Origin of the sequence: Streptomyces sp. SP18BB07 (assembly GCF_036322545.1) — a bacterium.
Lineage (GTDB): Bacteria > Actinomycetota > Actinomycetes > Streptomycetales > Streptomycetaceae > Streptomyces > Streptomyces deccanensis.
Genome location: NZ_JAQYWT010000224.1, coordinates 1 through 26,245, shown reverse-complemented (window position 1 = coordinate 26,245; position 26,245 = coordinate 1). Strand labels below are relative to the sequence as shown.

The 26,245-nt window shown below is 71.5% G+C and carries 29 protein-coding genes; 8 read left to right on the top strand and 21 right to left on the bottom strand.

Annotated features, from left to right (window positions below; genetic code table 11):
* Positions 1-140: 140 nt before the first annotated feature.
* From PUR53_RS05855 to PUR53_RS05825, 7 genes are all read right to left on the bottom strand, one after another.
* Positions 141-1,463: a DUF692 domain-containing protein gene (locus PUR53_RS05855; RefSeq protein WP_329907643.1), complete on the bottom strand. Its 1,323-nt coding sequence runs from the start codon at positions 1,461-1,463 to the stop codon at positions 141-143.
* A 156-nt stretch (positions 1,464-1,619) separates the two neighbouring features.
* Positions 1,620-2,426: a DUF4142 domain-containing protein gene (locus PUR53_RS05850; protein ID WP_329896090.1), complete on the bottom strand. Its 807-nt coding sequence runs from the start codon at positions 2,424-2,426 to the stop codon at positions 1,620-1,622.
* A gap of 132 nt (positions 2,427-2,558) precedes the next feature.
* A complete protein-coding gene (locus PUR53_RS05845; protein WP_239757974.1) occupies positions 2,559-3,167 on the bottom strand; it encodes a DUF4142 domain-containing protein in 609 nt (202 codons plus the stop codon).
* Positions 3,119-3,913 carry a hypothetical protein gene (locus PUR53_RS05840; protein WP_329907602.1) on the bottom strand — a complete coding sequence of 265 codons (795 nt, stop codon included), beginning with the start codon at positions 3,911-3,913 and terminating at the stop codon, positions 3,119-3,121. The genes PUR53_RS05845 and PUR53_RS05840 overlap by 49 nt, the downstream gene beginning before the upstream one ends.
* A 28-nt stretch (positions 3,914-3,941) precedes the next feature.
* Positions 3,942-4,079: a hypothetical protein gene (locus PUR53_RS05835; RefSeq protein WP_329896092.1), complete on the bottom strand. Its 138-nt coding sequence runs from the start codon at positions 4,077-4,079 to the stop codon at positions 3,942-3,944.
* Complete coding sequence (locus PUR53_RS05830; RefSeq protein ID WP_329896093.1) at positions 4,076-4,306, bottom strand: hypothetical protein; 231 nt, start codon at positions 4,304-4,306, stop codon at positions 4,076-4,078. Before PUR53_RS05830 ends, PUR53_RS05835 begins: the two co-directional genes overlap by 4 nt.
* A 13-nt stretch (positions 4,307-4,319) precedes the next feature.
* Positions 4,320-5,036 carry a peptidyl-tRNA hydrolase gene (locus PUR53_RS05825; RefSeq protein WP_329907601.1) on the bottom strand — a complete coding sequence of 239 codons (717 nt, stop codon included), beginning with the start codon at positions 5,034-5,036 and terminating at the stop codon, positions 4,320-4,322.
* A 69-nt stretch (positions 5,037-5,105) separates the two neighbouring features.
* Between PUR53_RS05825 and PUR53_RS05820 the strand changes: the two genes are divergently transcribed.
* Together PUR53_RS05820 and PUR53_RS05815 are read left to right on the top strand one after the other, a co-directional pair.
* Entirely contained in the window at positions 5,106-6,062 is a 957-nt protein-coding gene (locus tag PUR53_RS05820) for an ABC transporter ATP-binding protein (RefSeq protein WP_329907600.1), read from the top strand.
* Positions 6,059-6,730: an ABC transporter gene (locus tag PUR53_RS05815; RefSeq protein ID WP_329907599.1), complete on the top strand. Its 672-nt coding sequence runs from the start codon at positions 6,059-6,061 to the stop codon at positions 6,728-6,730. Before PUR53_RS05820 ends, PUR53_RS05815 begins: the two co-directional genes overlap by 4 nt.
* Here the strand turns inward: PUR53_RS05815 and PUR53_RS05810 are convergent.
* The 11 genes from PUR53_RS05810 to zapE all read right to left on the bottom strand — a co-directional run bounded on the left by PUR53_RS05810 (position 6,722) and on the right by zapE (position 16,781).
* Positions 6,722-6,934, bottom strand: a complete 213-nt coding sequence (locus PUR53_RS05810) for a hypothetical protein (RefSeq protein WP_329907598.1) — start codon at positions 6,932-6,934, stop codon at positions 6,722-6,724. The genes PUR53_RS05815 and PUR53_RS05810 overlap by 9 nt on opposite strands.
* A gap of 34 nt (positions 6,935-6,968) precedes the next feature.
* The gene (locus PUR53_RS05805) at positions 6,969-7,838 is read right to left on the bottom strand and encodes a polysaccharide deacetylase family protein (RefSeq protein ID WP_329896098.1); all 870 of its coding nucleotides are present in this window, start codon (positions 7,836-7,838) and stop codon (positions 6,969-6,971) included.
* 39 nt (positions 7,839-7,877) lie between these two features.
* The gene (locus PUR53_RS05800; protein WP_329907597.1) at positions 7,878-8,090 is read right to left on the bottom strand and encodes a DUF397 domain-containing protein; all 213 of its coding nucleotides are present in this window, start codon (positions 8,088-8,090) and stop codon (positions 7,878-7,880) included.
* The gene (locus PUR53_RS05795; RefSeq protein WP_329907596.1) at positions 8,087-8,917 is read right to left on the bottom strand and encodes a helix-turn-helix domain-containing protein; all 831 of its coding nucleotides are present in this window, start codon (positions 8,915-8,917) and stop codon (positions 8,087-8,089) included. The genes PUR53_RS05800 and PUR53_RS05795 overlap by 4 nt, the downstream gene beginning before the upstream one ends.
* A gap of 129 nt (positions 8,918-9,046) precedes the next feature.
* A complete protein-coding gene (locus PUR53_RS05790; RefSeq protein ID WP_329896101.1) occupies positions 9,047-9,670 on the bottom strand; it encodes a hypothetical protein in 624 nt (207 codons plus the stop codon).
* The gene (locus PUR53_RS05785; RefSeq protein ID WP_329896102.1) at positions 9,655-10,122 is read right to left on the bottom strand and encodes a hypothetical protein; all 468 of its coding nucleotides are present in this window, start codon (positions 10,120-10,122) and stop codon (positions 9,655-9,657) included. Before PUR53_RS05785 ends, PUR53_RS05790 begins: the two co-directional genes overlap by 16 nt.
* A gap of 144 nt (positions 10,123-10,266) precedes the next feature.
* Entirely contained in the window at positions 10,267-11,634 is a 1,368-nt protein-coding gene (locus PUR53_RS05780) for a PhoX family protein (RefSeq protein WP_329907641.1), read from the bottom strand.
* 115 nt (positions 11,635-11,749) lie between these two features.
* Positions 11,750-12,598, bottom strand: a complete 849-nt coding sequence (locus tag PUR53_RS05775) for a slipin family protein (protein WP_329907595.1) — start codon at positions 12,596-12,598, stop codon at positions 11,750-11,752.
* Positions 12,599-12,833: 235 nt separating this feature from the next.
* On the bottom strand, positions 12,834-14,354 hold the full coding sequence (locus PUR53_RS05770; RefSeq protein WP_329896104.1) for a SulP family inorganic anion transporter: 1,521 nt from the start codon (positions 14,352-14,354) through the stop codon (positions 12,834-12,836).
* Between the two features lie 20 nt (positions 14,355-14,374).
* Positions 14,375-14,953: a carbonic anhydrase gene (locus tag PUR53_RS05765; RefSeq protein ID WP_329896105.1), complete on the bottom strand. Its 579-nt coding sequence runs from the start codon at positions 14,951-14,953 to the stop codon at positions 14,375-14,377.
* A 688-nt stretch (positions 14,954-15,641) separates the two neighbouring features.
* Positions 15,642-16,781 (bottom strand): cell division protein ZapE, encoded by a 1,140-nt coding sequence (gene zapE / locus PUR53_RS05760; protein ID WP_329896106.1) that lies wholly within the window; start codon positions 16,779-16,781, stop codon positions 15,642-15,644.
* Here zapE and PUR53_RS05755 point away from each other — a divergent pair.
* From PUR53_RS05755 to PUR53_RS05735, 5 genes are all read left to right on the top strand, one after another.
* Positions 16,780-17,733, top strand: coding sequence for a pyrimidine reductase family protein (locus PUR53_RS05755; protein ID WP_443080265.1), 954 nt, complete (start codon positions 16,780-16,782; stop codon positions 17,731-17,733). The two genes, zapE and PUR53_RS05755, sit on opposite strands and share 2 nt — an antisense overlap.
* 121 nt (positions 17,734-17,854) lie before the next feature.
* Positions 17,855-18,310: an indole-3-glycerol phosphate synthase gene (locus tag PUR53_RS05750; RefSeq protein WP_329896107.1), complete on the top strand. Its 456-nt coding sequence runs from the start codon at positions 17,855-17,857 to the stop codon at positions 18,308-18,310.
* 202 nt (positions 18,311-18,512) lie between these two features.
* Complete coding sequence (gene murC / locus PUR53_RS05745; protein ID WP_329896108.1) at positions 18,513-19,898, top strand: UDP-N-acetylmuramate--L-alanine ligase; 1,386 nt, start codon at positions 18,513-18,515, stop codon at positions 19,896-19,898.
* Between the two features lie 28 nt (positions 19,899-19,926).
* Complete coding sequence (gene msrB / locus PUR53_RS05740) at positions 19,927-20,334, top strand: peptide-methionine (R)-S-oxide reductase MsrB (RefSeq protein ID WP_329896109.1); 408 nt, start codon at positions 19,927-19,929, stop codon at positions 20,332-20,334.
* A gap of 132 nt (positions 20,335-20,466) precedes the next feature.
* Positions 20,467-21,714, top strand: coding sequence for an MAB_1171c family putative transporter (locus PUR53_RS05735; RefSeq protein WP_329907593.1), 1,248 nt, complete (start codon positions 20,467-20,469; stop codon positions 21,712-21,714).
* 356 nt (positions 21,715-22,070) lie between these two features.
* Here PUR53_RS05735 and PUR53_RS05730 read toward each other — a convergent pair whose 3' ends face one another.
* Positions 22,071-22,790 carry an alpha/beta fold hydrolase gene (locus PUR53_RS05730; RefSeq protein WP_329907591.1) on the bottom strand — a complete coding sequence of 240 codons (720 nt, stop codon included), beginning with the start codon at positions 22,788-22,790 and terminating at the stop codon, positions 22,071-22,073.
* Positions 22,791-22,887: 97 nt separating this feature from the next.
* Positions 22,888-23,859, bottom strand: a complete 972-nt coding sequence (locus tag PUR53_RS05725) for an alpha/beta hydrolase (protein WP_329896112.1) — start codon at positions 23,857-23,859, stop codon at positions 22,888-22,890.
* Positions 23,860-24,340: 481 nt separating this feature from the next.
* On the opposite strand from PUR53_RS05725, the gene PUR53_RS05720 reads away from it, so the two are divergent.
* Complete coding sequence (locus PUR53_RS05720; RefSeq protein ID WP_329896113.1) at positions 24,341-25,021, top strand: hydrolase; 681 nt, start codon at positions 24,341-24,343, stop codon at positions 25,019-25,021.
* On the opposite strand, the gene PUR53_RS05715 is transcribed toward PUR53_RS05720, so the two are convergent.
* A complete protein-coding gene (locus PUR53_RS05715; protein WP_329896114.1) occupies positions 24,996-25,937 on the bottom strand; it encodes a helix-turn-helix domain-containing protein in 942 nt (313 codons plus the stop codon). The genes PUR53_RS05720 and PUR53_RS05715 overlap by 26 nt on opposite strands.
* Positions 25,938-26,245 lie beyond the last annotated feature (308 nt).

Below are 26,245 nucleotides of genomic sequence, written 5' to 3'. Positions count from 1 at the left end.
TGCGGAGGGGACAAAGCGCGTCGGATGGGCTACGCGCGGGGGTAGACGAATCGCGCCAAAGCAGGGCGCACGGGGCGGTGGACCCCTGCGGGGGGCACGGGTCTGTTAATCGCAGCACATCCCCGGGTGAACACCCCGGCTCACCGGCGTAGCAGCACCCTGCGGGTCGCGCGGGCCAGCCGGGCCGCCGGCCGCTGGGAGAGCGGCGCGGGGCCCGAGCGCTCCAGCCACCAGCGCCGCACCTCGCGCAGGACGTCCGTGTCGTCCGGGCGGCCCGTGAGCATCACGTGCTCGGCGAAGGAGAGGGCGTCCCGCCGGTAGCCGTCGGTCATCGGGTGACCCTGCGCGTACGCGATGAAGGTCGGCCGGTACGACGATCCGAGGATCTCCGGGAGCTCCGGCGCCACCTTCGCCACCACGTCCGCGCGCTTGGCGGCGAGGGCCCGCGCCTGGACGCCCAGTCGCACCCGGTCGAACCCCTCGGGCACCGGGGTCCCCGCGACCAGCGCGGACAGCAGCGCCGCCTGCGCGAGCCCGAGCCGCTGCCGGGCGACGGGCTCGGCCTCCTCGTCGGCCACGGACCCGCCCGCGGGTGCCTTCCGCTCGGGGCCCCGCACCTCGGCCTTCTCCAGCACTCCCCGGATCGCCACCAGCTCCCGCTCCAGCTCGCCCGGCTCGGGGAAGTTGTCGTCGCGCTCCAGGAGCACTCCCGGCGGGGCGACCCGGGAGGCGAGGTCGGCGAGGACGTCGAGGACCTGCTGCGGGACGGGGTGGGCGTGGCTGTCGTGCCAGACCCCGTCGCGCTCGAAGCCGCCCGCGACATGGACGTACGCGATGGCCTCGACCGGCAGCTCGTCGAGCGCCTTCGCGGGGTCCTCGCCCCGGTTGACGTGGTTGGTGTGCAGGTTCGCCACGTCGATGAGGAGCCGGACGCCGGTGCGGTCGACGAGGTCGTACAGGAACTGCCCCTCGGTCATGTCCTCGCCCGGCCAGTTGATGAGCGCCGCGATGTTCTCCAGCGCGAGCGGCACCGGCAGGGCGTCCTGGGCGATCCGGACGTTCTCGCACAGCACGTCGAGGGCGTCCCGGGTGCGCGGCACCGGCAGCAGATGGCCGGCCTCCAGCAGCGGCGACGCCGTGAGGGCGCCGCCCGCCCGGACGAAGGCGATGTGCTCGGTGACGAGGGGGGCGCCCAGTGCCTCCGCGCGCTCCGCCAGGGAGCGCAGGCGCTGCTCGTCGGGGCGGTCGGCACCACCGAGACCGAGGGAGACGCCGTGCGGCACGACCGTGACACCCCGCTCGCGCAGGCGCAGCAACGATTCCGCGATGTGGCCGGGACAGACGTTCTCGGCGACGACCTCGACCCAGTCGACACCGCCGTCCGTACCGGCCATGCGCTCCACGGCGTCGGCGATCTCCGGCCGCCAGCCGATCCCCGTCCCCAACTGTGCGATCTGCTCCATCGTCCCCGTCCCCTCCTCGGTCACGTCGGCCACGGCTTCACCAGGACCCTGTGTGTCTCCTTACGGCGGACCTGTGTTCCGGCGTGAGGGAGTCATGGCCCCGACAGCCGGGGCCGAACCCCGTGGAGGGGACCTTCAGAGCAACATTTGAGCTTTCTACTGGACCTGCGGCAGACCCTGGTCCTTGTTGATCTCCTCCGGGTCCGGACGACCGGTCGGGACCGGCCCGTTGTCGAAGGGCGACGGCTTCGACTGCACGTCCGGGTTGGTCGACGGCACCGCCGGGGGCGCGGCGGGCGGCAGCTGGCCCGGGACGGGCGGCGGCGGGCCGGTCGGGCTGGCCGTACCGCTGACCGAGTTGTCGGCGATCGTCGCGAAGTCGACCTCGCCGGTCTTCTCCAGGATCGTGATGTGGTCCAGCACGGTCTGGTTGGCGTCGGAGGCCAGCTGGCGGATCAGCGTGTTGCGGGTGGAGTTCCGCACGGTGGCGATCGCCGGGAAGATCTTGCCGTGGGCGGCCCGCAGCAGGTTCGCCCACGTCTTGTTGTACTCGGCCTCGGTCTTGGAGGCGGTCATCTGGTCCAGCCAGCCCTGCTGTTCCGCCGTCGGCTGGTTCGGCAGCTCGACGCCCAGCTTCGCGGCGATGACCCGGGACCGCTTGTCGAGGTCGGTGTGGCCCACGATCAGGTGGTCGGCGGCCTCTCTGACGGACTGGCTGCCGCTGCGCTCCAGTGCCTGCTGCCCGGCGGGCAGCTCCCACAGACCCGCCAGCCGCACGCGGACGAGCAGGTCGCGGTCGGCGGGGGTGAGCGGCCCCCACTGTGTGGTCACCGTGTCACCGGTGAGCGCGGCCGCGGCTGTCGCGTTGCGGTTGGGGTACGAGTAGAAGATGGGGTAGGCGACCGCGGTGAGTGTGCCGGCGATCGCCAGGGCGACGAGCACAGAGCCCTTGGAGCGTCGCAAATGAGCCTCCCGGAGGAAACCAACTGATCGTTGGGGACTGAACTGTTGCTTGGGGCGCGGAGGGTGACCGCGGGGGTACCGCTGTGACTGTCCGACACCGGGCCGCCGCCCGGGGGCGGGGCCGGGGCGGCGTCAGATCGTGCCGTTGGCGATGGCGTCGAAGTCGACCTGGCCGGTCTTCTCCAGCATCGTGATGTGGTCGAGCACGGTCTGGTTGGTGTCCGAGGCCAGCTGGCGCACCAGGGTGTTCTCGGTCATGTTCCGCACCTGACCGATGGCCGGGAAGATCTTGCCGTGCGCGGAGCGCAGCAGGTTGGCCCAGACCCGGTCGAACTGCTCGTCGGTCGCGTTGTCCATCTGCGCGAGGAAGCCCTGCTGCTGCTCGTTCGGTACGTTGGGCAGCTCGACGCCCATCTGGGAGGCCACGGCCCGCACCCGCTCGTCGAGGTCCTTGTGACCCACGATCAGGTGGTCCGCCGCCTCCCTGACCTCGGGGCTCTTCGACCGCGCCATGGCCTTCTCGGCGGCGGGCAGTTCCCACAGCCCCGCCAGCCGGACACGGATGATCAGGTCCCGGTCGGCGGCCGTCAGCGGCCCCCACTGAGTGTTCACCGAACTGGAGGCCATGTTGGCCTGGGCGGTGCCCGAACGGTCTTCGTAGGACCACATCGGGAACGACAGCGCGCCGACGGTCACGACGAGAGCCAGGCTGGCGTAGACCGAGCCGTTGAGACGAGGCAAAGTGATCCTCCCGGATGATGCCAACTGGTCGTTGGAGCAGTTGCTTGGCCAGTACCGGGAAGTACGTGTGGGGGGCCGGTGTTGTTCAACGACCTTTGAACCGGCTGAGTGCGGCCGGGCAGACGGACATGTTCGACCGGGCAGAGCGGAACTTGGCGCCGCTGGGCAGCGCGAACGGGTCGGCAGGTGCGGGCGGGGAGGGTGGCATAGGCGTCTCCGCGTCTCCGCGTCTCCGCGTCACCGGCGGACGCGGGCCGCGCCGGCGAGGGCGTCGGCCAGCAACCGGGCCTGTGGCTCCCGAGTTTGGCCCGCCGCAGCGTGCGGTAGGCCTCCTCGCGCAGCCACTCCACCTGGTCGGGCGTCAGCGCGCTGTCCGGGTCGGCGGCCTCGGTCTCGCCGTCGGACCGCCCGCACAGGCCGTCGAGCCACCGGCGAACGGCGGTGCCGCCGCCGTCGGCGAGGTTCGCGGCGAAGACCCCGACGAACGTGGAGAGCACGCCTTGCACCCTCGCGAGGGCGAAGGGGGTCAGCATCACGACGACCTCGGTGCCGCCGGCCCCCATCAGGCTCTCCTTCGACCCGCCGCCGTCACCGGCCGCCTCCTCCAGTGTTCTGGCGGGGTCGCGGAAATAGGCCCGGCTGTTCATTCCGAACAGAACCATTTCCTCGGGCGCGACTTCGGAGACCACGATGCGGGTCACCTCGCGCACGACATCCTCATCCACGGCGTACAACCGATCGCCCATGGCCGCCCCTCTCGTCCGGGAATACGGGTCAGCTGATCTGGCGTACGTAACTCACGCCGTCCAGCATGAGCATTTCGAATGCGTATCCGTACTCGTTGCCGATGTCGGATTTCTCGATGTACCAACTGTCGTAGGTGATCGGTCCGCCGGGAACATGGAGGGTCATGCGCCCATGAGTTCGTCGGGCACCTGTCCGGCGAGGGTCTCTTCGGGCTCGGCCGGGTCCTCGCTCTCCGCGGGATTCTCCGGGTCCTCGCTCTCGGGCGGGCCGGGGTGGAAATCTTCGGTTTCGCTGATGGTCGGCCGCTGACCGTCGCTTTCGGATTCCTCGGACGAACCGTCGCCGCCGCACCCCGTCAGGAATGCCAAGAGCAGTGCCGCTACGAAGATCACGATGCGGAATGGCTCAAGAACGCAGCGCGCGATGGTCCGCGACCACCGTGCAGGAGCCCGGGGCGACTTCGGTGAAGCCGGCGTCGCGTACGACGGGGAGGGCGGTGGTGGTGAGCGTCTGCCACCGGGCGGGGGGCGCGGTGCGGACGGCGAGGGGGAAGCCCGCGTCGCGCCAGGCGGTGCGGGCTTCGTCGTCCAGGTCCCACCAGGCGAGCTGGGCGCCGTGGCCCGCCTGGGCCATCGCCTTGCCCGCCGACATCTCCACCTCGGGGTTCAGCCACAGGATGGGGGCCGCGGGCTCGGGGTCGGCCGGCGGCTCCGGGTCGTCGAGGTCCGTGCCGGAGACCTGGAGGCGGGCCAGGTCCTTGGGCCAGCCGTCGAGCGGGACCGGCGGGAAGACGCGCACCTCGGCCGACTTGCCCGTCACCGTGATCCCCGGCAGCGCCTCCGCCCGCCGCCACTCCGCGCCGCGCGCCCGCCGGACCACCTTCCGGATCCGGGCGTCCTGCCAGCTCCGCACGGCCTCGGCCCACTCCCCGTCGCCCAGCGACCGCGCGTCGCTCAGCATCACCAGCACCGCCCGCGCCGCCGTCTCCAGCGCGTCCGTGCGCGCCGGGGGTGAGGCCTTCTCGATGTGCGCGACCAGGGGCAGCACAAACTGCGGCGCCTCGTCGCGGGAGGTCCGCTCGTCCCGGAAGGGGCTGTCCTGAGTGGGATCACCGGTGGTCACCCGCCCAGTCTGCCAGGCGCGAGAGACGTTCCCGGCCCCCTGCTCGCTCGCCTGTACGAGGATGGGGGCATGGAGCGTGAGTTACTGCTGAGACTGGAGGGCGTCGGCCGACGGTACGGCCTCCGCGGCGACCCGGTGCTGCGCGACGTCGACCTGGAGATCACCACCGGCACGCTGATCCGGGTGGAGGGCGCCAACGGCACCGGCAAGTCGACGCTGCTCCGCGTCCTCGCCGGGCTCGACGCGCCCACGGAGGGCCGGGTGACGGGACGCCCGCGTACGGCGTACGTCCCCGAGCGCTTCCCCGCCGCGCTGCCGTTCACCGCCGTCGAGTACCTCACCCACCTCGGTGCCGTGCAGGGCCTGCGCCGCCCGGCAGCCGCCCGCGCCGCCGCCGACTGGCTGGAGCGTTTCGGGGCCGCCGAGTACGCCCGTACGCCGATGGCGGAGCTCTCCAAGGGCAGCACCCAGAAGGTCGCCGTGGCCCAGGCGCTGCTCGCCGAACCGGAGTTGCTCGTCCTCGACGAGGCGTGGACCGGCCTGGACGCCGACGCGCGCGAGGAGTTGGAGCGGGTCGTGCGGGAGCGGACCGCCGCGGGCGCCGCCGTGGTCTTCGTCGACCATGACCCGCGCCGGCTCGACGGGGCTCCCGACGCGACGTACGCGGTGGTCGGCGGTGCGCTCGACCTCCGGTCGGGGGAGGGGAACCGACACGCCGGGCAGGGGGACGCCTCGGCGGGAGCCGCCGTCGTGATCGAGGGGCGGGGCGTGCCGGGGGCCCAAGTACCTTCCGCTGTAAGTGACTTGATGTCGGCGGTAGAGGATTCCGGGGCCGGTTCCCAGCTCTTCACGGTCCCGGCGGCCCGCTCCGACGCGCTGCTCAGGGCGTTGCTGGGGGCCCGCCCGCCCTGGCACGTGGTGCGCGTGACCCCGGTGCCCGAACAGGCCGACGTGCCGGCAGCCGCCGCCCCGGGAGACCCGGATGACGAACCGACGACGGAACTCGAAGTGGAAAGCTCCCGATGACCGCCCTCCTCCGCTACCAGGCCGCTCTCCTCGTCCGCTCCCAGCGCTGGCTGCCGCCCGTCATTCTGTACGCGGCGTTCCTCGCCGTCGGAGTGCAGAGCGGACAGCCGGTGCTCGACTCGCTCGGCTACACGGCCGCCGCGCTGCTGCCCGTCTCCGCGTGGCTGATGCGGATCTGTGTCACCAACGAGCCGCCCGCTGCCTGCAGTTGTACGGGCGCGGCGGCCGGTCCCGGCCGTGCGCACCTGGCCTGTGTCCTGGTCGCGTTTGCGGCGGCCGCGCTCCTCGGGACGGCGGCCACGGTCCTCGTCACGTTCATCAGCGCCCCCACGAGCACCGACCACCAGACACGTGTCGAGGCGCTCCCGGCGGGCGGCGCGGGTCTGCTGGCCGCCCTCGTCTGCGCCCTGCTCGGCACGGCCGTCGGCGCGCTCACCAACTGGCCGCTGCTGCGGTCGCCGGGCCGGGCCGTCCCCGCGCTCCTGCTCGGCGCGCTGCTGGCCCTGGTGGTGGCGGGCTCCCCCGCGAGGGCGGCGGTCACGGCCCTCGTCGACGGCTCGCGGCACGCGACCATCCCGGTCCCCGTCCTGCCCCTGCTCGCGGCCGGGCTCCTCACGGCGGCCGCGACCGCCGTCGCCTGCGCCCTGACCAGGCGCCGCTCAGCCTGAACAGGCGATCCGCTCGGCCTCCCGCCACTCGCACACCGGGCACAGGGTGATCCCTTTGTGGGACTCCGGGTACTCGGTGGGCTGCCGACACAGGACGCACTCGGCGAAGGGCGGACCGCCGGCGGTCTCCGTCGACAGGGCCTGAGCCGGATCAGGTGTCGCGGTCGTGCCCTCCCTGCCGCCGCAGTAGTCGTCGTCGCTCATACCTCCAGCGTAGAGCGGCCGCGCGCGGACCTGCTCAGGGCGCCGCCACGGCCTTCGCAGCCGTCGTGCCGACCAGCTCCGACACCTTCACGAACCGGAAACCGCGCTCCCGCAGCGCCGGCACGATCTTCCGCACGGCCCGCTCCGTGACCGGCGCGGCACTCCGTGTGCAGTGCATGACCACGACGGACCCCGGCCGCACCCCGTCCAGCACCTCCCGCACCACGTCGTCCGCGTCCGTCGCGAACGCGTCGCCGCTCGTCACGTCCCACTGCACCGCCGTCACCCCGGACGCGCTGAGCCTGCGCAGCGCACGGCTGTCGTAGCAGCCGCCGGGGAACCGGAAGTACGGCATCGGGTTCCGGACGCCCGCCTCCCGGAACACGCGGTACGCCCGCTCCAGATCCGCCCGCATGCGCGCGGGGGCCATGGTCGGCAGGCCGTGGCAGTTCTCGGTGAAGGCGTGATGGCTGTACGAGTGGTTCGCGACCTCGAACAGGGGGTCCCGTCCGATGGACCGCGCCTGGATCGGGTACTCCTCGACCCATCGCCCCGTCATGAACAGCGTGGCCGGAACCTTCAGCTGCCGCAGCGCGGCGATCAGCTCCGGATTGTCGAACCGTTCGCCCGCGGCGGCCCGCTCCCCCTGATCCGCGGTCATGTCCGCGTCGAAGGTGAGGGCGACGGTCTTGTCGGTGCGGCTGCGCGGTCCGTGCTCGAACACCGGGGTCAGCCCGGCCGGTCCCGGCGCGAGCGTGGGCGGCCGGGACGCCGACACGGCCGAGGGGCTGGCGGTGGCGTTGACGATGCGCGTCGAGGCGTGCGGGGTGCCGCAGGCGGCGAGGGCGGCGCCGAGCGCGCCGAGTGCGCAGAGCGCGGTGATGCTGCGTACAGGACTGATCACCGTACGAAAGTACGGCGATCGGGTCAGCGGACAGTCGGTCTAACTGCCGAACGGCAGGGAGTCCGCCCCGAAGTCACCCGCCTGGGCGACGAAGGGGGCCCAAGCGGCGGGGGAGAGGGTCAGCGCGGGGCCGGCGGGACGCTTGGAATCACGAACGCGGACGGCGGAGGGGAGGGTGGCGACTTCCACGCAGTCGTCGCCCTGGGCGCTGCTGTAGCTGCTCCTGGTCCAGCGCGGTGCGGTGGTCCTCATAGCTCTCCTCGCATTCTCTTCAACAGACCCACGGAGTCCTGCGGGGAGAGGGCCTGCGAACGCAGTCTGGCATAGCGCAGGGCGAGCTTGGCCACCTCCTTCCTGTCCGTGATCAGGCGCCCGCTCTCCTGCCCCTCGGAGTACGCGTACCGCTGTGCGTCGGGGGTTTCGACGAGGCGGATGGGGCCGGCCAGACAGGCGTGGTGCTCGGTGCGCGCCGGCATGATCTGGAGCGTGACGTTGCGCAACGTGCTTGCCGCCAGCAGGTGGTCGAGCAGATCGGCGCAGACGTCCGTGCCGCCGAGGCGGCGCATGAGCACGGCCTCCTCGACGACGAAGTCGAACGTGGTCCTGGGCTCGTCGCGGAACAGTGTCTGCCGCTGCATGCGAGCACTGACGACGGCCTCCAACTCGTCGTCGGGCAACGGCGGGACGTCCTCGGCGCACAGGGCCCGCACGTACGACTCCGGCTGCAACAGGCCCGGCACGAGCCGGCACTCGTACGTGCACAGGCTCACCGCGTGGCGTTCCAGCTGGGCCCATCGGCGGAACCACGACGCCAGGCCCGGTTGCCGGGAGACGTGTTTCGCCGCCCTGCGCAGCGCGCCCGTGTCCCCCAGTACCCGGTCCGCGCGCTCCACGAACACCTCGTCGGCCATCCGCCTGCCCAGCTCGATCGAGGCGACCGTGTGCACGCTGAAGCGCACCAGCGGAGCGAACTGCTCCCGCGTGTAGCCGTGGTGCTCGCGCAGCGCCTGCACGAACGCACCGAACGTCTTCAGACTGTCGGACGGGTCCGGCTCCCAGTCGACACCCACGACACCCATGCTCGGCCACCTCCAGATGAGTCGGATCTCCCCACGATCAACTCACCCAGCGTCACGAACGGTTACGCGTACTGTCCATCGAACACGCGTGTACGGCGCGGTGCCGTACATGCTCGCCGCGCGCCGCCGCTACCAGTCGGTGAGGTCCACCAGGAGATCGCAGTGCGGGTCGTCGGGGCTGGGCCGGTGCCGTTCGTCCTCCTCCACGAGGGAGGGGAGTGAGGAGATGAGGGCGGTGACGGCGTCGGCGGGACGGATGTCGGCGCCGATGACCCGCGTGCCGTCGGGGTGTTGGACATACAGCCGCAGCAGGCCATCGCCCCGCATCAGGAAGCCGATCAGGAAGGGGTCCTCGTCGTCGCCGGGGTCCGACAGGGCGCGCAGCACGACGAGGGCCCGGTCCTCTTCGGACTCGGGGGCGGGGGTGATCTGCTCGGGGTGGAGGCGGATCAGCGTCATCCCCATGACGTCACCGATGTCGTCGCTGCTGTAGAGCTGGGTTCCGGCCAGGGTGGTGCGCAGGATGCCGGGGATGTACGCGGGGGCGACGACGTCGTGGGGGATCTCGTAGAGGAAGGTGATGCCCTCCTCGTGGTCACCGGCGCGGACGGCGATCCGTACGGCCCTCGGGGCGGGCAGGACGCCGAGCAGGCGGCAGCCTTCGGAGAGGGGCCTGTTCAGGTAGTACAGCAGCAGACGGCTGACGGCCGCCTGCTGCTCCCGGTCCTCGGAGTGCGTCACTGGTTCATCCATGCGGGGCACTTGTTGTTGGGCTGGTTGCGACAGTAGGCGTTGATGACACCGATCTTCTGACCCTTGCCGGCGTCATACTTCTTGTCCTTCGTGTAGCGCGAGTACTGGACGATGACCTTGAAGCGGACCTGTCGCGGCTGGCTGCCGGTCCGGATGGCGACGCCGTCGTACTCCAGTCGCCCGTGGTGGTCGTTGTGGTCGACCTTGCCCTTGATGGCGGCCGTGAGGATCTTACAGACGCGGATGTTGTGGCGGTAGGTGAAGTGCTTCCAGCCGAAAGCCGCGTTGCCCATACGCGTGACTATCTTGCGACCGTCGGGGTCTGTTGCCGTGCAATGGACGCGCTTGTCCCAGGGGTTCGGCACCACCGGGGCGGGCATGGCCTGCGCAGAGCTGGACAGGAGGGGGATGGTGGTGAGTACGGCGAATGCCAGTGCGGCGGTCCGTTTCATGCCGCGAGCATGACATTGCGACAAGTTCTTGCCTATTGTCCTTTGGGGACCCTCGCGCCGTGCCGGACGTCGTCGTCCTGCGGGTGGGCGCGGCGACCTCGGCCCATCAGTCCGGCCGCGCCCACGAACGCAGGGGTCAGCTGGTCATGTCCGGCGCCACGGGCCCGTCACCGCGAAGGTCGTGCCCGGGGTGTAGCAGTTGACGTACATCGTGTGGCCGTCGGGGGAGAAGGTGACGCCCGCGAACTCGCCCCATTCGGGGTCGTCGGTCGTGCCGATGTCCTGGGCGTTGCGGGCCATGGGGTAGACGTCGCCGCGGCGGGTGACGCCGTAGACGTGTTGGGCGCCGTTGCCGTCCTCGCAGACCATGAGGCCGCCGGAGGGGGCGAGGCAGATGTTGTCGGGGGATTCGCCGGGGAGTTGGAGGTCGGTGTCGGGGCCGAAGGCGATGACCAGGGTGAGGGTGCGGTGGTCGGGGTCGTAGCGCCAGATCTGGCCGTAGTGGTCGGCGGCCGAGCCTTCCGCGCTGCGGGCGAAGGAGGAGACGAAGTAGACGCAGCGGCCGCCCCAGTAGCAGCCTTCCAGTTTCTGCGCGTGGGTGATGCCCCGGGGGCCGAAGTCCTGGTGGCGGATGGCGGTTTGGGCGGCGAGGGGGTCGGGGACGTCCACCCACTCGATGCCGTCGAAGCGGGCTCCGGGCTCCTGGATGGGGGAGAGGTCGGGAACGCCGGGGACGCGCATCGCCTGGAGGCGGCCGCCCGCGCGGAGTGAACCGAGGCCGCCCTTGGGCTTGTCGGGGAGGAAGCGGTAGAAGAGGCCGAAGGGTCGCTCGAAGGCGTCCTCCGTCTCGTAGACGACTCCCCGCTTCGGGTCCACCGCGATCGCCTCGTGCTGGAAGCGGCCCATCGCGGTCAGGGGCACGGCTCCCGAGCGGTGGGGGTCGGCGGGGTCGACCTCGAAGATGAAGCCGTGGTCCTTGGTGTAGCCGTTGGTGCCGGCCTTGTCCTCGTTCTCCTCGCAGGTCAGCCAGGTGCCCCAAGGGGTGGGGCCGCCCGCGCAGTTGACCGCCGTGCCGGCGATCGCGACGCGCTCCGAGAGGACCTTGCCCCGGGCGTCGAGCGTCAGGGACGTACAGCCGCCCTTGCCCATCGGGTCGTAGGTGAGGCCCTCGATCGTGGGGACCGGGATACGGCCGTTGTGGCGGTTCTCGTGGTTGCGGACGAGGTGGACGCGACCGTGTCTGCCGGCGAAGGCGGACATGCCGTCGTGGTTGCTGGGGACCAGGCCCTCGCCCGAGCGGAGGGGGTCGCCCTCACGGGAGAGGACCCGATAGCGGAAACCTTTCGGCAGGTCGAGCAGGCCGTTCGGGTCGGGGATCAGGGGGCCGTAGCCGGAGTGGCCGAGGGGGCTCTGCGCGGTGGCCGTGCCCACGAAGAGCTCGGAGAGGGCTCCGGTGAACGCGATACCTGCGACACCCGCGCCCGAGCGGGCGAGGGCCTGACGGCGGGTCACTGACACGGGAAAACCTTCCTGTTGGCGGACAGGATGTGACCCGCCTGTGTGTATCACGCGGTCAAGGCCGCGTGAACCACGCGCGTAGAGGTCGGGGGAGGAGTCGTCGCCCGTGTCACCCGGTCGGAGGGGGCGGGACGGGTGGGGCGGGGGGAGGCGAGGGAGGTGTCCGAGGAGGCGCGGGTACGGCGTCCGGTGGGGGGCCCGCCTGGGATCGCTCCAGGAAGCGGAGGAGTTCCACCGGGAAGGGCAGGACGAGGGTGGAGTTCTTCTCGGCGGCCACCGCCACCACCGTCTGCAGCAGGCGGAGTTGGAGGGCGGAGGGGGTGTCGGCCATCTCCTTCGCCGCCTCGGCCAGCTTCCTCGACGCCTGCAGCTCCGCGTCCGCGTTGATGATGCGGGCGCGGCGTTCCCGGTCGGCCTCGGCCTGGCGGGCCATGGAGCGCTTCATGGTGTCGGGCAGGGAGACGTCCTTGATCTCGACGCGGTCGATGGTGACGCCCCACTCCACGGCGGGGCTGTCGATCATCAGCTCCAGGCCCTGGTTGAGCTTCTCGCGGTTGGAGAGGAGGTCGTCGAGGTCGCTCTTGCCGATGATGGAGCGCAGGGAGGTCTGGGCCATCTGGGAGACGGCGAAGCGGTAGTCCTCGACCTGCACGACCGCGTTCGCCGCGTCGACGACCTTGAAGTAGACGACCGCGTCGACACGGACGGTGACGTTGTCGCGGGTGATGCCCTCCTGGGCGGGGACAGGCATCGTCACGATCTGCATGTTGACCTTGCGGATGTGGTCGATGCCGGGGACGACCATGGTGAAGCCGGGCGTTCTGGGGGTGCCGCGCAGGCGGCCGAGGCGGAAGACCACGCCTCGTTCGTACTGTTTGACGACTCGGGCCGCGGCGGCGACGTAGACGGCCGCGGCGGAGCCGATCGCCGCGGCGGTGATGAGCAGCGTCTCGACCATGACGACCCCCTGAGCCGTCCACTCTCGGTGCGTGATGGGTGTGTATACCACGATATGCCGGAGGTGGGGGGTGGGGCGAGTGTCGGCCGGGGGCTGGGTTTCGCTCACCGGCGCTTGCCGGGTGCCGCCTGCGCCCACCCGTGCCGCCCCAGCGGCACGATTGCCCGCAGAGAGGGCGAGCACGAGCCTGCGGTGCCCCGGTGTGGAGGTCGGGGCACCGCAGGCCGTGGCTGGGTCAGGACGTGCCTGACGTCGCCTTTTCCGGTTCCGGGACCGTCATGCGGACCGGTTCCGTGCCTGTCGTGCTGTGGCGGGCTGCCCAGTTCTCCAGGGCGGTGCGGCAGGCGTGGTCCAGGTGGTGGAGGCCGGTGAGGTGGAGCTCCACCGGGCGGTCCTGGGGGAGGGCCTCCAGGCTGTCCAGGATCTTCGGCAGGCGCAGGAAGGTCGCGTTGCCGGAGAGGTAGGCCTGGACCGGTCCGGCGCCCTTGTCGATGACCTCCAGCTTGATGTGCGAGGCCTCCCACGCGGTCTTGGCCACGGACAGGGCCAGACCGATCAGGACGCCCTCGAACATGTTGACCGCGACGATCGCCACGGCCGTGGCCACCAGGATCAGCGCCTCGCCCCGGTGCGTGCGCCACAGGGAGACGACCCCGCGGAACGGGATCAGCTTGAAGCCCGCGTGGACGAGGATGCCGGCCAGGGCCGGCAGCGGGATCAGGGCGAGCGCGCCCGGCAGCAGGGCCACGAAGAGCAGCAGCCAGACGCCGTGCAGCACCCGGGAGGCCTTCGTCTTCGCGCCGGCCTGGAGGTTGGCGGAGCTGCGCACGATCACCGCCGTCATCGGCAGCGCGCCCAGCAGCCCGCACACGGTGTTGCCGGCGCCCTGGGCCATCAGCTCCTTGTCGTACTCGGTGCGCGGACCGTCGTGCATCCGGTCCACGGCCGCCGCGCTGAACAGGCTCTCCGCGGAGGCGATGAGGGTGAACGCGAGGATCGTGCCGAGCAGTGCCACGTCGGCGAGCTGGCCGAAGGCGTCCAGGCCGGGCGGCTGGATCACGTCCAGCAGTCCCTTCACCTCGACGTTCGCCACCGGCAGGCTGAACGCCAGGCCGGCGAGGGTGGCCAGCAGGACCGCGGCGAGCGCGCCGGGGACCAGCTGGACCTTCTTCGGCAGCCGCTTCCACAGCACCATCACCGCGATGGTGCCCGCGCCGACCGCCAGCGAGGCGAGTGCGGCGGTGCTGCTCACGGCGTCGACGAAGGCGCCGGGCAGGCCCGCGATCTTGTCGAGGCCGGAGGCGGGGGCCTTCAGGCCTGCCGCCGCGTAGAGCTGGCCGGCGATGATCACCAGGCCGATGCCGGCGAGCATGCCCTCGACCACGGAGACGGATATCGCGCGGAACCAACGGCCCAGCTTCAGCGCGCCCATGGCGAGTTGGAGCAGACCGGCGGCGAGCACGATCACGCCGAGGGCGGGCAGCCCGAACTGGCGGACCGCTTCGAAGACCAGCACGGTCATACCGGCCGCCGGGCCGGAGACCTGGAGGCTGCTGCCGGGCATCATTCCGGCGACGAGGCCGCCCACGATGCCGGTGACCAGGCCGAGTTCGGCCGGTACCCCGGAGGCGACGGCGACACCGACGCACAGCGGGAGGGCGACGAGGAAGACGACGAGCGAGGCGCCGAAGTCCTGTCGCAGATGGGGGAATTTGGTGGGGGAGGACGGGGACGGGGGCGAGGTCTTGGAGTTCATGTCGGACACCTGGCCGCCGGTCACAGGGTCTCGAACTTGTCGGTCTCAGCGCGGTGTTCCCGCACGGCACCCGTGTGGACCTCGTAGTACCAGCCGCGCAACCGCAGCCGTCCGTCCGCGAGGCGCTTCTCCACGCACGGGTAGGAGCGCAGGCGCAGCAGCTGGCTGAGGACGTGGTTCTGCACGCCGTCGGCGACCGTCGGGTCCTCGATCGCCCCTTCCGGGCGGGGCGTGGCGTTGGTCAGCCAGTCGCGTACGGCCGGTACGGCGTCCAGGTCGTCGCCGCGCACCAGGGCGCCCACGGCGCCGCAGTGCGAGTGTCCGCAGACGACGATGTCGGTGACGCCGAGGACCTCCACGGCGTACTCGATGGTGGCCGTCTCACCGGTGGGGCGGTCGGCGGCGTAGGGCGGGACGATGTTGCCGGCGGTGCGCAGTTCGAAGAGCTCGCCGGGGCGGGCGCCCGTGATCAGGGCCGGGACGACCCGCGAGTCGGAGCAGGTGATGAACAGGACCTCGGGGGACTGGCCTTCGGCCAGCCTGGCGAACTCCTCAGGGCGCTGTCCGAACGTACGGGCGTTGTCGATGAGGGGCTGCATGATGTGGTGACTCCTCCTGGCGCGCCTCGGTGGCGCGTCGGGCTTGCACGACAGAGTGGGGGGAACAGGCGCTCCGCGGCTCAGCAGCGGAAGACCTGGAGAACGGCCGGGGTGTGGGCCGTGAGAGGTCTCGACGCCCGGTGGTACGGGGCCGAGGGCCGTTCGGGCGTGCTCGCGGCCGCCGGGTTCTCCCCCAGCGGCGGACGCGCGGGCGTCCCGGGAACGGTGTGGGTGACCAGGCGGTGCCGGTCGCGTGTGCGATGAGGACCGGTCGGGTCCTGCGTGGGCGCACACGTGCGGTGGGTGACTGCCGTGTCACGCACCGGCTTTGCGGTGAGGCTGTTTCCGGGCTCGGCTTTGGCCTTGACGTGACCCAGCGTGTGCGCGGCTGCGAAGGGTGTCGTGGGAGTGAAGAACGCCAGGGTGAGCAGGACGGCGGCTAGGGCCGAAAGAACGGTCCGGGTCGTCGTACCTCGCAATATGAGCCTCCCCACTGGCAGTTCCCGGTGACACGCACGCGTCGACAGTTGCTCGACTTGGTCAACCGATGGTCAATCACTGGTCAAGAAACACGTTAACCCTGCAAAGTTGTTTGCAGGGTTAACTTAACGTTGCGAGCTGAAGAGAGCCTGAAAAGCGAGGTCGGGTTGGCTGGAAATGCCTCTTGACCTGCGGGGGTTGGGTGCTGTTACACCAGTCGCTGCGCGTCGCGCGCGAGAGCGGTGAGGCGGGAGATGGCGCGGAAGTACTTCTTGCGGTAGCCGCCGTTCAGCATCTCCTCGCTGAACAGCCGGTCGAAGGGCAGCCCCGAGGCGAGCACGGGCACCTCGCGGTCGTACAGCCGGTCGGCGAGCACCACCAGCCGCAGCGCCGTGGACTGGTCCGGCACCGGCTGGACGTCCGTCAGGCACACCGCCTTCAGGCCGTCCGTCAGGGCGCCGTACCGGCTGGGGTGGACGCGCGCGAGGTGGTCCAGCAGATGCGGGAAGTCGTCGAGCGAGGCCCCCTCGGTGGCGTACGCCGCCTTGGTGACCGCCTCGTCGGAGTACGGCGCCGGAGCCTCGGGCAGGCCGCGGTGGCGGTAGTCCTCGCCGTCGATCCGCAGGGAGCGGAAGTGGGCCGACAGGCCCTGGATCTCGCGCAGGAAGTCGGCCGACGCGAACCGGCCCTCACCGAGCTTGCCCGGCAGGGTGTTCGAGGTGGCGGCCAGGGCCACGCCCGCGTCGACGAGCTTGCCGAGCAGGGTCGACACGAGGACCGTGTCGCCCGGGTCGTCCAGCTCGAACTCGTCGATGCACAACAGGCGGTGACCGGAGAGGGTTTGGACCGTCTTCTGGAAACCGAGCGCGCCGACCAGGTTCGTCAGCTCCACGAAGGTGCCGAAGGCCTTGAGGGAGGGTTCGGCCGGGGTGGCGTGCCAGAGGGAGGCGAGGAGGTGCGTCTTGCCGACGCCGTAACCGCCGTCCAGGTAGACGCCGCGGGGGCCCGCCGGGATCTTGGGTGCCTTCGCCCGGCCGAAGCCGAGGAAGCCACGCCGGCCGGCGCCGGTCGCGTGCGCGCCGCCGAGGCCCGCCGCGAAACCGCTCAGGACGCGGACGGCCTCGGTCTGACTGGGCTGGTTCGGGTCCGGGAGGTAGGTGTCGAAGCGCACCGAGTCGAAGCGCGGCGGCGGCACCATCTCGGCTACGAGCCGGTCCGCGGGGACATGGGGCTCGAGGGCGCACAGGGACGCTGGGGCCGCTTCGGGTATCGGACCGATTCCGGACACGGTGGCAGAGGACGACGACACGGTTACCGAGTCTAAGGGTCGTGCCACACTGCACGACATGCGACGCCTGTTCCCTGTGACCGAAGAGACAGCGGCCCGGACACCGGAAGCGACCGGTGGGGCGAGTGCGGCCGAGGTGGCGACGGCGGACGGGGGTGAGGGCTCGGCGGGGGCCCCGACGGCGGACGTGCGGGACGGTGACTCCCCGGCGGCGGCCGGGAAGTCCGATCTCTCCGGTATGTCCGGCCTCTCTGGTGCCTCCGGTCTGTCCGATCTCGTCGAACGGGAGTGGAGCCTCGACGAACTGGCGGCGGCGTACGCGTACCCCGACCCGGCGCCGGGCGGGCGGGAGCCGTGGCTGCGGGCCAACATGGTGTCCACCCTCGACGGCGCGGCCCAGCACGGCGGGCGCTCCCAGCCGATCTCCAGCGACGCCGACATGCGGATCTTCGGCACGCTGCGGGGCCTCGCGGACGTGGTGATCGTCGGCGCGGAAACGGTACGGCAGGAGGGGTACCGCCCGGCACGCGCGCGGGAGGCGTTCGCCGAGGCACGCCGGGCGGCCGGACAGACCCCCGCGCCCGCCGTCGCCGTGGTGAGCGCGAGCCTGGACCTGGACTTCTCGCTGCCGTTGTTCACCTCGCCGCTGACGCCCACGCTGCTGCTCACCGGGGCCGCCGCGGCCCCGGACCGGGTCGCCACCGCCGAGAAGGCGGGGGTCCGGGTGGTGGTCGCCGGGGACGGTATGGGCGTCGACCCCGCCCGTGCGGTACGGGCCCTCGCCGACCTGGGGATGACCCGGCTGCTCACCGAGGGCGGCCCGCGCATCCTGGGCCAGCTGGTCGCCGCCGACGTCCTCGACGAGCTCTGCCTGACCGTGTCGCCGATGCTCACGGCGGGGGACGCGCAGCGGATCGCCGGGGGGCCCTCGGTGGCGGTGCCCAAGCGCTTCGCGCTGGCCTCGCTGCTGGAGGAGTCCGGCTTCCTGTTCGGTCGCTACCGTCGCACGTGAAAGCGGGCGGAATCTGCCGTTCCGTTTAGCTTTCGCCGGGCACACTAGAACCCTGAGGAGTGAGGGCCCGCAGGGCCCTCCTAGGAGAAGGGCGCCTGTGGTGTCGTTCACGAGCGTATTGATGATCGAGAAGGCTCTGACGTCAGCGGACGTCGAGTTCGTCACGACCCTGCACGGCGACGAGCGGGCCTCCTTCCACGTGTTGCTCCAGCCGCGCGGAAATCAGGCCGACCGGTTGCTGCGGGCCATCGACGACCTCGCCCTCGGTGAGCTGGACGAGGCGGCGCGGGAGGGGGAGACGCCGGAGGGGGAGCTGGCGATGGACGCCGGGGAACGGGCTCTGGAGGTGTCCCTGCAGGCGTTGCGTGGGGCCGGGAGCACGGCGGAGGGGCGGTTGATCGAGGATCATCCGCTGGATGCGCTGAAGTCGCTGGTGGAGGAGGTTTCGGCCGATGAGGTGCTGGTGCTGACCGATCCGCACTACGTGGAGGAGTTCTTCCACCGGGACTGGGCCTCGCGGGCTCGGCACAAGGTGGGGGTGCCGGTGTTGAAGTTGTTCTCGCACGCGCGGGTGTAGGAAGCCGGGGGCGCCGTAGGGGTTGCTGTGTTTCGTCGGCTGCGGGTGCGTCGTGGCTTGTCGCGCAGTTCCCCGCGCCCCTAGACGGCGGCTGCGCCGCCAGCCAGGGACGCGAGCTGTGAGCGGCGGTTGCATGGGGCCGCTACAGCAGGCAATAGGCTGAGGGGGTTCATCGGCTTCGTACGTCACCTGGAGAACAGACATGGCACCCGGACTGCCTTCCGCCATGGATCGGCCGCACTTCATCGGGATCGGTGGGGCCGGGATGTCCGGGATCGCCAAGATCCTGGCGCAGCGCGGGGCGAAGGTCGCCGGGAGTGACGCCAAGGAGTCGGAGACGGCCGAGGCCCTGCGGGCGCTCGGGGCGACCGTGCACATCGGGCACGCCGCCGAGCACCTCGCGGACGACGCGACGGCCGTGGTCGTCTCCTCGGCCATCCGCGCCGACAACCCCGAGCTGGCCCGCGCCGCCGAGCTCGGGATCCCCGTCGTCCACCGGTCGGACGCGCTCGCCCGGCTGATGGACGGGCTGCGGCCGATCGCGGTCGCCGGCACGCACGGCAAGACCACGACGACGTCCATGCTGGCGGTGTCGCTGGGCGAGCTGGGGCTGCGGCCGTCGTACGCCATCGGCGGCGACCTCGACGTACCCGGCTCGAACGCCACCCACGGCGACGGCGACATCTTCGTCGCCGAGGCGGACGAGAGCGACCGCAGCTTCCACAAGTACGCGCCCGAGGTGGCGATCGTCCTCAACGTGGAACTGGACCACCACGCCAACTACGCCTCCATGGACGAGATCTACGAGTCCTTCGAGACGTTCGCGGGGAAGATCGTGCCCGGTGGCACGCTGGTGATCTCCGCCGACCACGAGGGCGCGCGCGAGCTGACCTCACGGCTGTCCGGGGTGCGGACGGTGACGTACGGCGAGCGCGAGGACGCCGACGTCCGCGTGCTGTCGGTCGTGGCGCAGGGGCTGAAGAGCGAGGTCACGGTGGTCCTGGACGGGCAGGAGATCACGTTCACCGTGTCCGTGCCCGGACGGCACTACGCGCACAACGCCGTCGCCGCGCTGGCGGCCGGTGTCGCGCTCGGTGTGCCGGCGGCGGAGCTGGCGCCCGCGCTGGCGGCGTACACCGGCGTGAAGCGGCGGCTGCAGCTCAAGGGCGAGGCCGCCGGGGTGCAGGTCATCGACTCCTACGCGCACCACCCGACCGAGATGACCGCCGACCTGGAGGCCATGCGGGCCGCAGCGGGCGACGCGCGGATCCTGGTGGTCTTCCAGCCGCACCTGTTCTCCCGCACCCAGGAGCTGGGCACCGAGATGGGACAGTCCCTGGCGCTGGCGGACGCGTCGGTCGTCCTCGACATCTACCCGGCCCGCGAGGACCCGATCCCGGGGATCACCAGCGAGCTGATCATCGACGCGGCCCGGGCCGCCGGCGCGGACGTCACCGCCCTGCACGACAAGGCCGAGGTGCCCGCCGTGATCGCGGGAATGGCGAGGCCCGGCGATCTCGTTCTCACCATGGGCGCGGGTGATGTGACGGACCTGGGCCCGCGGATCCTGGACCGTCTTTCCAGTTGAGTTGAGTTGAGTTGAGAGGCTGAGGCTCATGTCGTACGACGTCGAGAAGCCGGACGAGCAGTGGCGTGCGGAGCTGACGCCGGCCGAGTACGCCGTGTTGCGGCAGGCCGGCACGGAGCCCGCGTTCGTCGGTGAGTACACCGACACCAAGACCAAGGGCGTCTACTCCTGCCGTGCCTGCGGCGCCGAACTCTTCACCTCCGACACGAAGTTCGAGTCGCACTGCGGCTGGCCGTCCTTCTTCGACCCGAAGGACAGCGACGCGGTCGAACTGCTCGACGACCGGTCGCACGGGATGGTGCGCACGGAGGTGCGGTGCGCCCGGTGCGGTTCGCACCTCGGGCACGTCTTCGCGGGCGAGGGGTACCCCACCCCGACCGACCAGCGGTACTGCATCAACAGCATCTCGCTGACGCTGACCGCGGACGAGGGCTGAGCGTCGACCGTCGATCGTCGACATCCCTTCACCTGTCGTCGCACGTCCACCCGTTGTCGGGGTTGACTACGTGACTACTGTGTGAAGGGTGTTGACGCGAGAGGTCTCTCGGACCGAGCCGGGGGGCCCGACGTGAACGGACTGGTCTACTTCCTGGCGGCCGCCGCCCTGTGGACCGGCTTCGCCGCCCAACTGCCCGGTCTGTGGCGCGACCCGCGTGATCCGTCGAAGCGTGCGCTCTGCGCCGTGATCTTCCTGGCCGGTTTCTGTTTCGCCCTCGGCGCCCCGCCCACCGTCGGCTTCGTCAACCGCGCCGTCGGCGTGCCCAACGCCGCCGCGTGCCTCACCTACGGGGCGGTCAACGCCTTCTCCGCCGCGTCCCTCGTGCTGATCGTCCACTGGCGCGGAGCCGACGACCCCGAGCGGCTGCGTCGGGTCTCCCGCCGATGGCTGTTCGCGTACGCCGTGATCATCGCGGCGCAGACGGTGCTCTTCGCCGTCGGTGACGCGCCCGTCGAGCGCCTCAGCGACTTCGACACCTACTACGCGGCCACGCCGTTCATCCGCGAGATGATCGTCCTCTACCTGGTCGCCTACATGGCGGCGGCCCTCACGACCACGGTCCTGTGCTCGCGCTGGACCCTCCAGATCAGCGGCTGGACGGGGCGGGCGCTGGCGGTGCTCGCCGTCGGGTGGCTGTGCAACAGCGCGTACGGCGTGCTGAAGATGGTGGCCGTCTCCGGCCGCTGGACCGGGCAGCACTGGGATCCGCTGAGCACCCGGCTGGCCCCGATGCTGGTCGCCGTCGGCGCGGCCCTCACCTCGGCCGGCTATGTCCTGCCGCTGCTCGGGCCCCGTATCGACAGTCTGGTCGCCTTTCTGCGGCTCGGGCCGCTGTTCCGGCTCGTCGGCTCCCGGAGCACCGGCCGCATCGGACGGAACGTGCTGCTGTCCTGGCGTTCCCTCGGCGATGTCGAGCTGCGGCTGACGCACCGGGCGACGGCCATACGGGACGGGCTGCGGGACGTGTCCGTCCACTTCGACGAGTCGGTCCGTGAGCGTGCCTACCGGCAGGCGCTCTCCCTCGGCTCCAGTGCCGGTGAGGCGGAGGCCATCGGGGACGCGGCGATGGTGGCCGTCGCCGTGGTGTCCGGCACGCGGGGGCGGGGGCAGGCCGGGGGCGCGCGTCAGGAGGGCCTGGACAGTGCCGCCCTGGAGGCGCTCGTGGGGCTCGGCGGGGGGTACGCGGAGCCTGCGGCCGGGGGGCAGGGGCTGGACACCGGGCAGCCGTCGTTGATCCGGATGTCGCGGGCGGTGCGGGCGGGGGTGGTGGTGGGGGCCGTGCGCGAGGTGCGCGCGGAGCGCGCGAAAAGCCGGTGAGGGGTGCGTTGTTGTCCGCGGGTGCGGAAGCCGGTGAGGGGTGCGTTGTTGTCCGCGGGTGCGGGGGGGGCTTGGCGCGCCGTTCCGCGCGCCCCTTCCGGGGCCGGGGCGGTCGGAGTCGACCCCGTCCTGGCGGACGCGGGTGCCCCGCTCGGCGGTGCGTATGTGGCCGTCGTCGGGGCTCGCTTGCCTGCCTTGCGCGCCCCGACGACGGCCGCGGTACGCGGCATGGATCCCCCTGTGCTCGCCCGTGCTGCTGTCCGAGGGTTTAGCAGATCAGCACAACGGCTCCTCGCACAAGGGGAGTTGACGTGCCGCCGGGTGGGGAGGGCGCGGGGCCCTCGTCCGGCTGTGGGTCAGGCGGTGGCTCGTACCGCCTCCTGGATCACGGTCGCGACCTCCTTGGGGCGGGAGACCGCCACCGCGTGGGAGGCGCCCTCCAGTTCGGTCACGGTGGCGCCGGCGCGCTGGGCGCCGAAGCGCTGGACGTCGGGGTTGATGGCCTGGTCCGCGTCGGCGACCACGGCCCAGGAGGGCTTGGTCCGCCAGGCCGCGGTGGCGGCCGCCTCCGCGAACACCGAGGCGGACAGCGGACGTTGGGACACGGCGAGGATCTCGGTGACCTCGGCCGGGACGTCGGCGGCGAAGATGCCGGGGAAGGCGTCCGGCTTGATGGTGACCTCCACGGCGGGGTCGGCTCCCTCGACGGGGTACGTCCACTCGTCGAGGTTGGCCACGAGCGCGGACAGCGGGAAGCGGCCCTGCAACTCGCCCAGGCTCTCGCCCTGTTCGGGGACGTACGCGGCGACGTAGACCAGGCCGACGACGTTGTCGGCGGCGCCCGCCACGGTGATGATCGCGCCGCCGTAGGAGTGGCCGACGAGGACGACGGGGCCGTCGACCTGGGCCGCCGCGGACGCGACGTACGCGGCGTCGGAGGCCAGACCGCGCAGAGGGTTCGGCAGCGCGCGGACGGGGATGCCCTGGCCGCGCAGCTCCTCGACGACGCCAGCCCAGCTGGACGCGTCGGCGAAGGCGCCGTGCACGAGGAGGACGGTGGGGGTGGTGGGGGACATGGGCGGGTTCTCTCCGTTCTGTGGGCCGACCGGCTGGGTGCCGAATGGCCGTGGTTGTGCGGCAGTGCGGGAGTGCGGCGGCTGGGGCAGTGCGGCGTCAGTTGCCGTGCAGGGCCGTGCGCAGGGTGGTCGTGGCCAGGGTGATCGCGGCCTCGGCGGCATGGGTCTCGCGCAGGGCGTTCAGCATGACGAAGTCGTGGATGACGCCCTGGAAGCGCACGGCGGTCACCGCCACGCCGGCCTCGCGCAGCTTGTTCGCGTACGCCTCGCCCTCGTCGCGCAGGACGTCGGCCTCACCGGTGATGACCAGGGCCGGGGGCAGGTCCTTGAGCTGGTCGACGCTCGCCCGCAGCGGGGACGCGGTGATCTGGGCGCGCTCGGCCTCGTCGGTCGTGTACTGGTCCCAGAACCACCGCATGCCGTCGCGGCGCAGGAAGTAGCCCGTGGCGAACTGGTGGTAGGAGCCGGTGTCGAAGCCCGCGTCCGTCACCGGGTAGAACAGCACCTGCTGGACCAGCGGGACGTCACCGCGCTGCTTGGCCATCAGGGTCAGCGCGGCGGTCATGTTGCCGCCGACCGAGTCCCCGGCGACCGCGAGCCGGGCACCGTCCAGGTCCTTGGACGCGCCCTGCTCGACGACCCACTTCGCGACCGCGTAGTTCTGCTCGATGGCGACCGGGTAGCGGGCCTCGGGGGAGAGGTCGTACTCGGGGAAGACCACGGCGGCCCGCGCGCCGACGGCCAGCTCGCGCACCAGCCGGTCATGGGTGTGGGCGTTGCCGAACACCCAGCCCGCGCCGTGGATGTAGAGGATCACGGGCAGGACGCCCTCGGCCCCGGCGGGCCGGACGATCCGCGCCCGGACACTGCCCGTCGGACCGCCGGAGACGGTGATCCACTCCTCGTCGATCTCCGGCTTCGCGATCTCGCCGGACTGCACCTCGTCGACCGCCTTACGGCCTTCCGCGGGCGGCAGTTCGAAGAGGAAGGGCGGGTTGGCGGTGGCCTCGGCGAAGGCGGCGGCCGCCGGTTCCAGAACCGGGCGGGTCGGCTCGGAGGTGTCGGACATGTGGTTCTCCCGATGGGTTGTGATGTCGTGCGGGCGCCGCCGCTCGGGTCGAGCCTCGTGCGAGCGGCCCACGGATCGGTGGGGCGCGCCGGTTGCGCCGGTCGTGCCGGTCATGCCGGTTAAGCCGGTCGCGCTCGGTCCGGTGGGTCGCGCCCGTTCGGCCCGATGGGTCGGTCCGGGCGGGCCGATGGGTCAGTCCGGTCGGGCCGGTCGCGGCGGTGCGGCGGTCGCGTTCGGTCCGGTGGGTCGCGTGGGCGGCGCCACGGCCAGCACGTTAGGCCTGCGGCCGGGCGCCGTATTGCCCGTCAGCGCACCGAAGCCGGTCCGGGAGCGCACGACTTGGGGTGCGGGGGTTACCCGTGCGCTGTGGGGACGAACGCGGTGCGCCGCCGGACCAGGGGGAGTCGTCCGGCACGCCTAGCTTTCCGGCATCGCCGGCGATCCGTTTCGCCGGACGGACACCCCCCTCGGAAGGAATCCCATGGCCGACCTCCACCGCGACCTCGACATCGACGCCGTCACCGCCACTCCCGGCCCCGATCTGCTCACCCCCGACAACTGCGCGGTCCTGTTCGTGGACCACCAGCCGCAGATGTTCTTCGGCACCGGCAGCGGTGACCGCACCGCGATCATCGATGCGACCGTGGGGCTGGCCAAGGCCGCCAAAGTCTTCGACGTGCCGGTGGTCCTCAGCACGGTGGCCGCCGAGTCCTTCTCCGGCCCGCTCCTGCCGCAGCTCGCGGACGTCTTCCCCGACCGGAAGACCATCGACCGCACGACGATGAACGCCTGGGAGGACGTCGCCTTCGTCGAGGCGGTGAAGGCGACCGGTCGTCCGAAACTCGTCATCGCCGGCCTGTGGACCGAGGTGTGCGTCGTCCTGCCCGCCCTGTCCGCACTCGCCCAGGGCTATGAGGTCTACGTCGTCACCGACGCGTCCGGCGGGGTCAGCCCGCAGGCCCACGAGCACGCCGTGCAGCGGATGATCCAGGCGGGCGCCGTACCGGTCACCTGGCTGCAGGTGCTCCTGGAGTTCCAGCGCGACTGGGCCCGTACGGAGACGTACGGGCCCACCACCGAGGTGGTGAAGGAACACGGCGGCGCCTACGGACTCGGGATCGTCTACGCCCAGGCCGTCATCGGCGAGCACGCGGCGGGCTGAGGGACGGGCCGGCCGCCGGGCCCTGTCCCGCCGAGTCCCGCCACTCGCTCGGTGACATGCCGTACGCCGCCCGGAACACCCGGCTGAAGTGGGTCGCGCTGAGGAAGCCCCAGCGGCCGGCGACCGAGGCGATGGTCCGACGGTTGCGGACACCGAGCACCAGGTCGCGTCGGCACTCCTCCAGCCGTCGGCGCTGGACCCAGCGCCCCACGGACGTCCCCTCGTCCTGGAAGAGCCGGTGCAGATAGCGCACCGAGATGTGGTGGGCGCCCGCGATCACCTCGGGCGACAGGTCCGCGTCGGCCAGATGCTCGTCGATGAACTCCAGGACACGCGCCATCAGGGGCGACCGGGCCACCGGGGTGTCCGTCGGGTCGGCGCCCGGCGCACCGGTCCGGGTCCGGCCCAACTGCTCCGCGGCGAGCGTGGCCAGCAGGTTCACGGCGTTCCGGGCGAGCATCTCGCCGACCGGGGGCTCCGCGGAGATCGCCGAGACCGCGGTGTCGGCCAGTTCGGACAGGAACGGCGACAGCAGGGTCCCCAGCCGGGAGGACCTGGCGACCGGGTTCGCGACGACGCGCCGTAGGTCGTCGCCGCCGTCCTCCAGGCCCAGTTCCTCGCCCGGGACCAGGAAGACCTTGAGGCGGCAGTGCGTGGGGAAGTCCAGTAACGGCGGATGGTGTGCGTCGTAGAAGCAGATGTCCCCCGGCTGGAGCGAGAGGTCCGGGATGCGCGTGGGGGGCGCGACGCGGGTTCCGCGCAGCCCCACGAACAGATAAGCGCCCCCCGCCCGTGCGGTCAGTCGGTACGCCCCGACGCCTGGCCGTCCGTCGCCGGGCAACTCGGCGGTGTTGCCGCCGAGGACGGCGATGCGGAGAGCGGCCGGCGCGGTGGTGGCGATGTCGGACCTGGTCATCTGTCGTTGCCTCCAAGGCCGTTCGAGCACACCGGTCGAGCACTGCACCCGGAGCCTAGGAAGGGAGATGTGAAAGAAGAGTGACCGTGAAGTGACGGTGATCGGCACTGGGGCGGGTGCCGGGCGGACTTTCGAAACACCCCCTAGTCGCAATGCCGTTGCTTTTACCGTGGGCGTAGGCTGGTTGGCAGTGGGTCCCGGGGGTGGTTGGTGTGGCTGCGAGTGCGTCTGACTTATCGGGTCTTGGTCTTCTGACCTGGGTGTATCCGCCGGGGTTGGTGGACCGGGTGGTGGCCGCATGCGGACGT

Bases quoted from the DNA above. Each gene is read 5' to 3' on its own strand.
- PUR53_RS05730 (WP_329907591.1), bottom strand. From the start codon at position 22,790: ATGTCCCCCACCACCCCCACCGTCCTCCTCGTGCACGGCGCCTTCGCC.
- PUR53_RS05755 (WP_443080265.1), top strand. From the start codon at position 16,780: ATGCGACGCCTGTTCCCTGTGACCGAAGAGACAGCGGCCCGGACACCG.
- PUR53_RS05720 (WP_329896113.1), top strand. From the start codon at position 24,341: ATGGCCGACCTCCACCGCGACCTCGACATCGACGCCGTCACCGCCACT.
- PUR53_RS05775 (WP_329907595.1), bottom strand. From the start codon at position 12,598: ATGGTCGAGACGCTGCTCATCACCGCCGCGGCGATCGGCTCCGCCGCG.
- msrB (WP_329896109.1), top strand. From the start codon at position 19,927: ATGTCGTACGACGTCGAGAAGCCGGACGAGCAGTGGCGTGCGGAGCTG.
- PUR53_RS05765 (WP_329896105.1), bottom strand. From the start codon at position 14,953: ATGCAGCCCCTCATCGACAACGCCCGTACGTTCGGACAGCGCCCTGAG.
- PUR53_RS05790 (WP_329896101.1), bottom strand. From the start codon at position 9,670: ATGGATGAACCAGTGACGCACTCCGAGGACCGGGAGCAGCAGGCGGCC.
- PUR53_RS05750 (WP_329896107.1), top strand. From the start codon at position 17,855: ATGATCGAGAAGGCTCTGACGTCAGCGGACGTCGAGTTCGTCACGACC.
- PUR53_RS05715 (WP_329896114.1), bottom strand. From the start codon at position 25,937: ATGACCAGGTCCGACATCGCCACCACCGCGCCGGCCGCTCTCCGCATC.
- murC (WP_329896108.1), top strand. From the start codon at position 18,513: ATGGCACCCGGACTGCCTTCCGCCATGGATCGGCCGCACTTCATCGGG.
- PUR53_RS05820 (WP_329907600.1), top strand. From the start codon at position 5,106: ATGGAGCGTGAGTTACTGCTGAGACTGGAGGGCGTCGGCCGACGGTAC.
- PUR53_RS05835 (WP_329896092.1), bottom strand. From the start codon at position 4,079: ATGACCCTCCATGTTCCCGGCGGACCGATCACCTACGACAGTTGGTAC.
- PUR53_RS05785 (WP_329896102.1), bottom strand. From the start codon at position 10,122: ATGAAACGGACCGCCGCACTGGCATTCGCCGTACTCACCACCATCCCC.
- PUR53_RS05815 (WP_329907599.1), top strand. From the start codon at position 6,059: ATGACCGCCCTCCTCCGCTACCAGGCCGCTCTCCTCGTCCGCTCCCAG.
- zapE (WP_329896106.1), bottom strand. From the start codon at position 16,781: ATGTCGTGCAGTGTGGCACGACCCTTAGACTCGGTAACCGTGTCGTCG.
- PUR53_RS05800 (WP_329907597.1), bottom strand. From the start codon at position 8,090: ATGAGGACCACCGCACCGCGCTGGACCAGGAGCAGCTACAGCAGCGCC.
- PUR53_RS05810 (WP_329907598.1), bottom strand. From the start codon at position 6,934: ATGAGCGACGACGACTACTGCGGCGGCAGGGAGGGCACGACCGCGACA.
- PUR53_RS05855 (WP_329907643.1), bottom strand. From the start codon at position 1,463: ATGGAGCAGATCGCACAGTTGGGGACGGGGATCGGCTGGCGGCCGGAG.
- PUR53_RS05725 (WP_329896112.1), bottom strand. From the start codon at position 23,859: ATGTCCGACACCTCCGAGCCGACCCGCCCGGTTCTGGAACCGGCGGCC.
- PUR53_RS05840 (WP_329907602.1), bottom strand. From the start codon at position 3,913: ATGGGCGATCGGTTGTACGCCGTGGATGAGGATGTCGTGCGCGAGGTG.
- PUR53_RS05795 (WP_329907596.1), bottom strand. From the start codon at position 8,917: ATGGGTGTCGTGGGTGTCGACTGGGAGCCGGACCCGTCCGACAGTCTG.
- PUR53_RS05770 (WP_329896104.1), bottom strand. From the start codon at position 14,354: ATGAACTCCAAGACCTCGCCCCCGTCCCCGTCCTCCCCCACCAAATTC.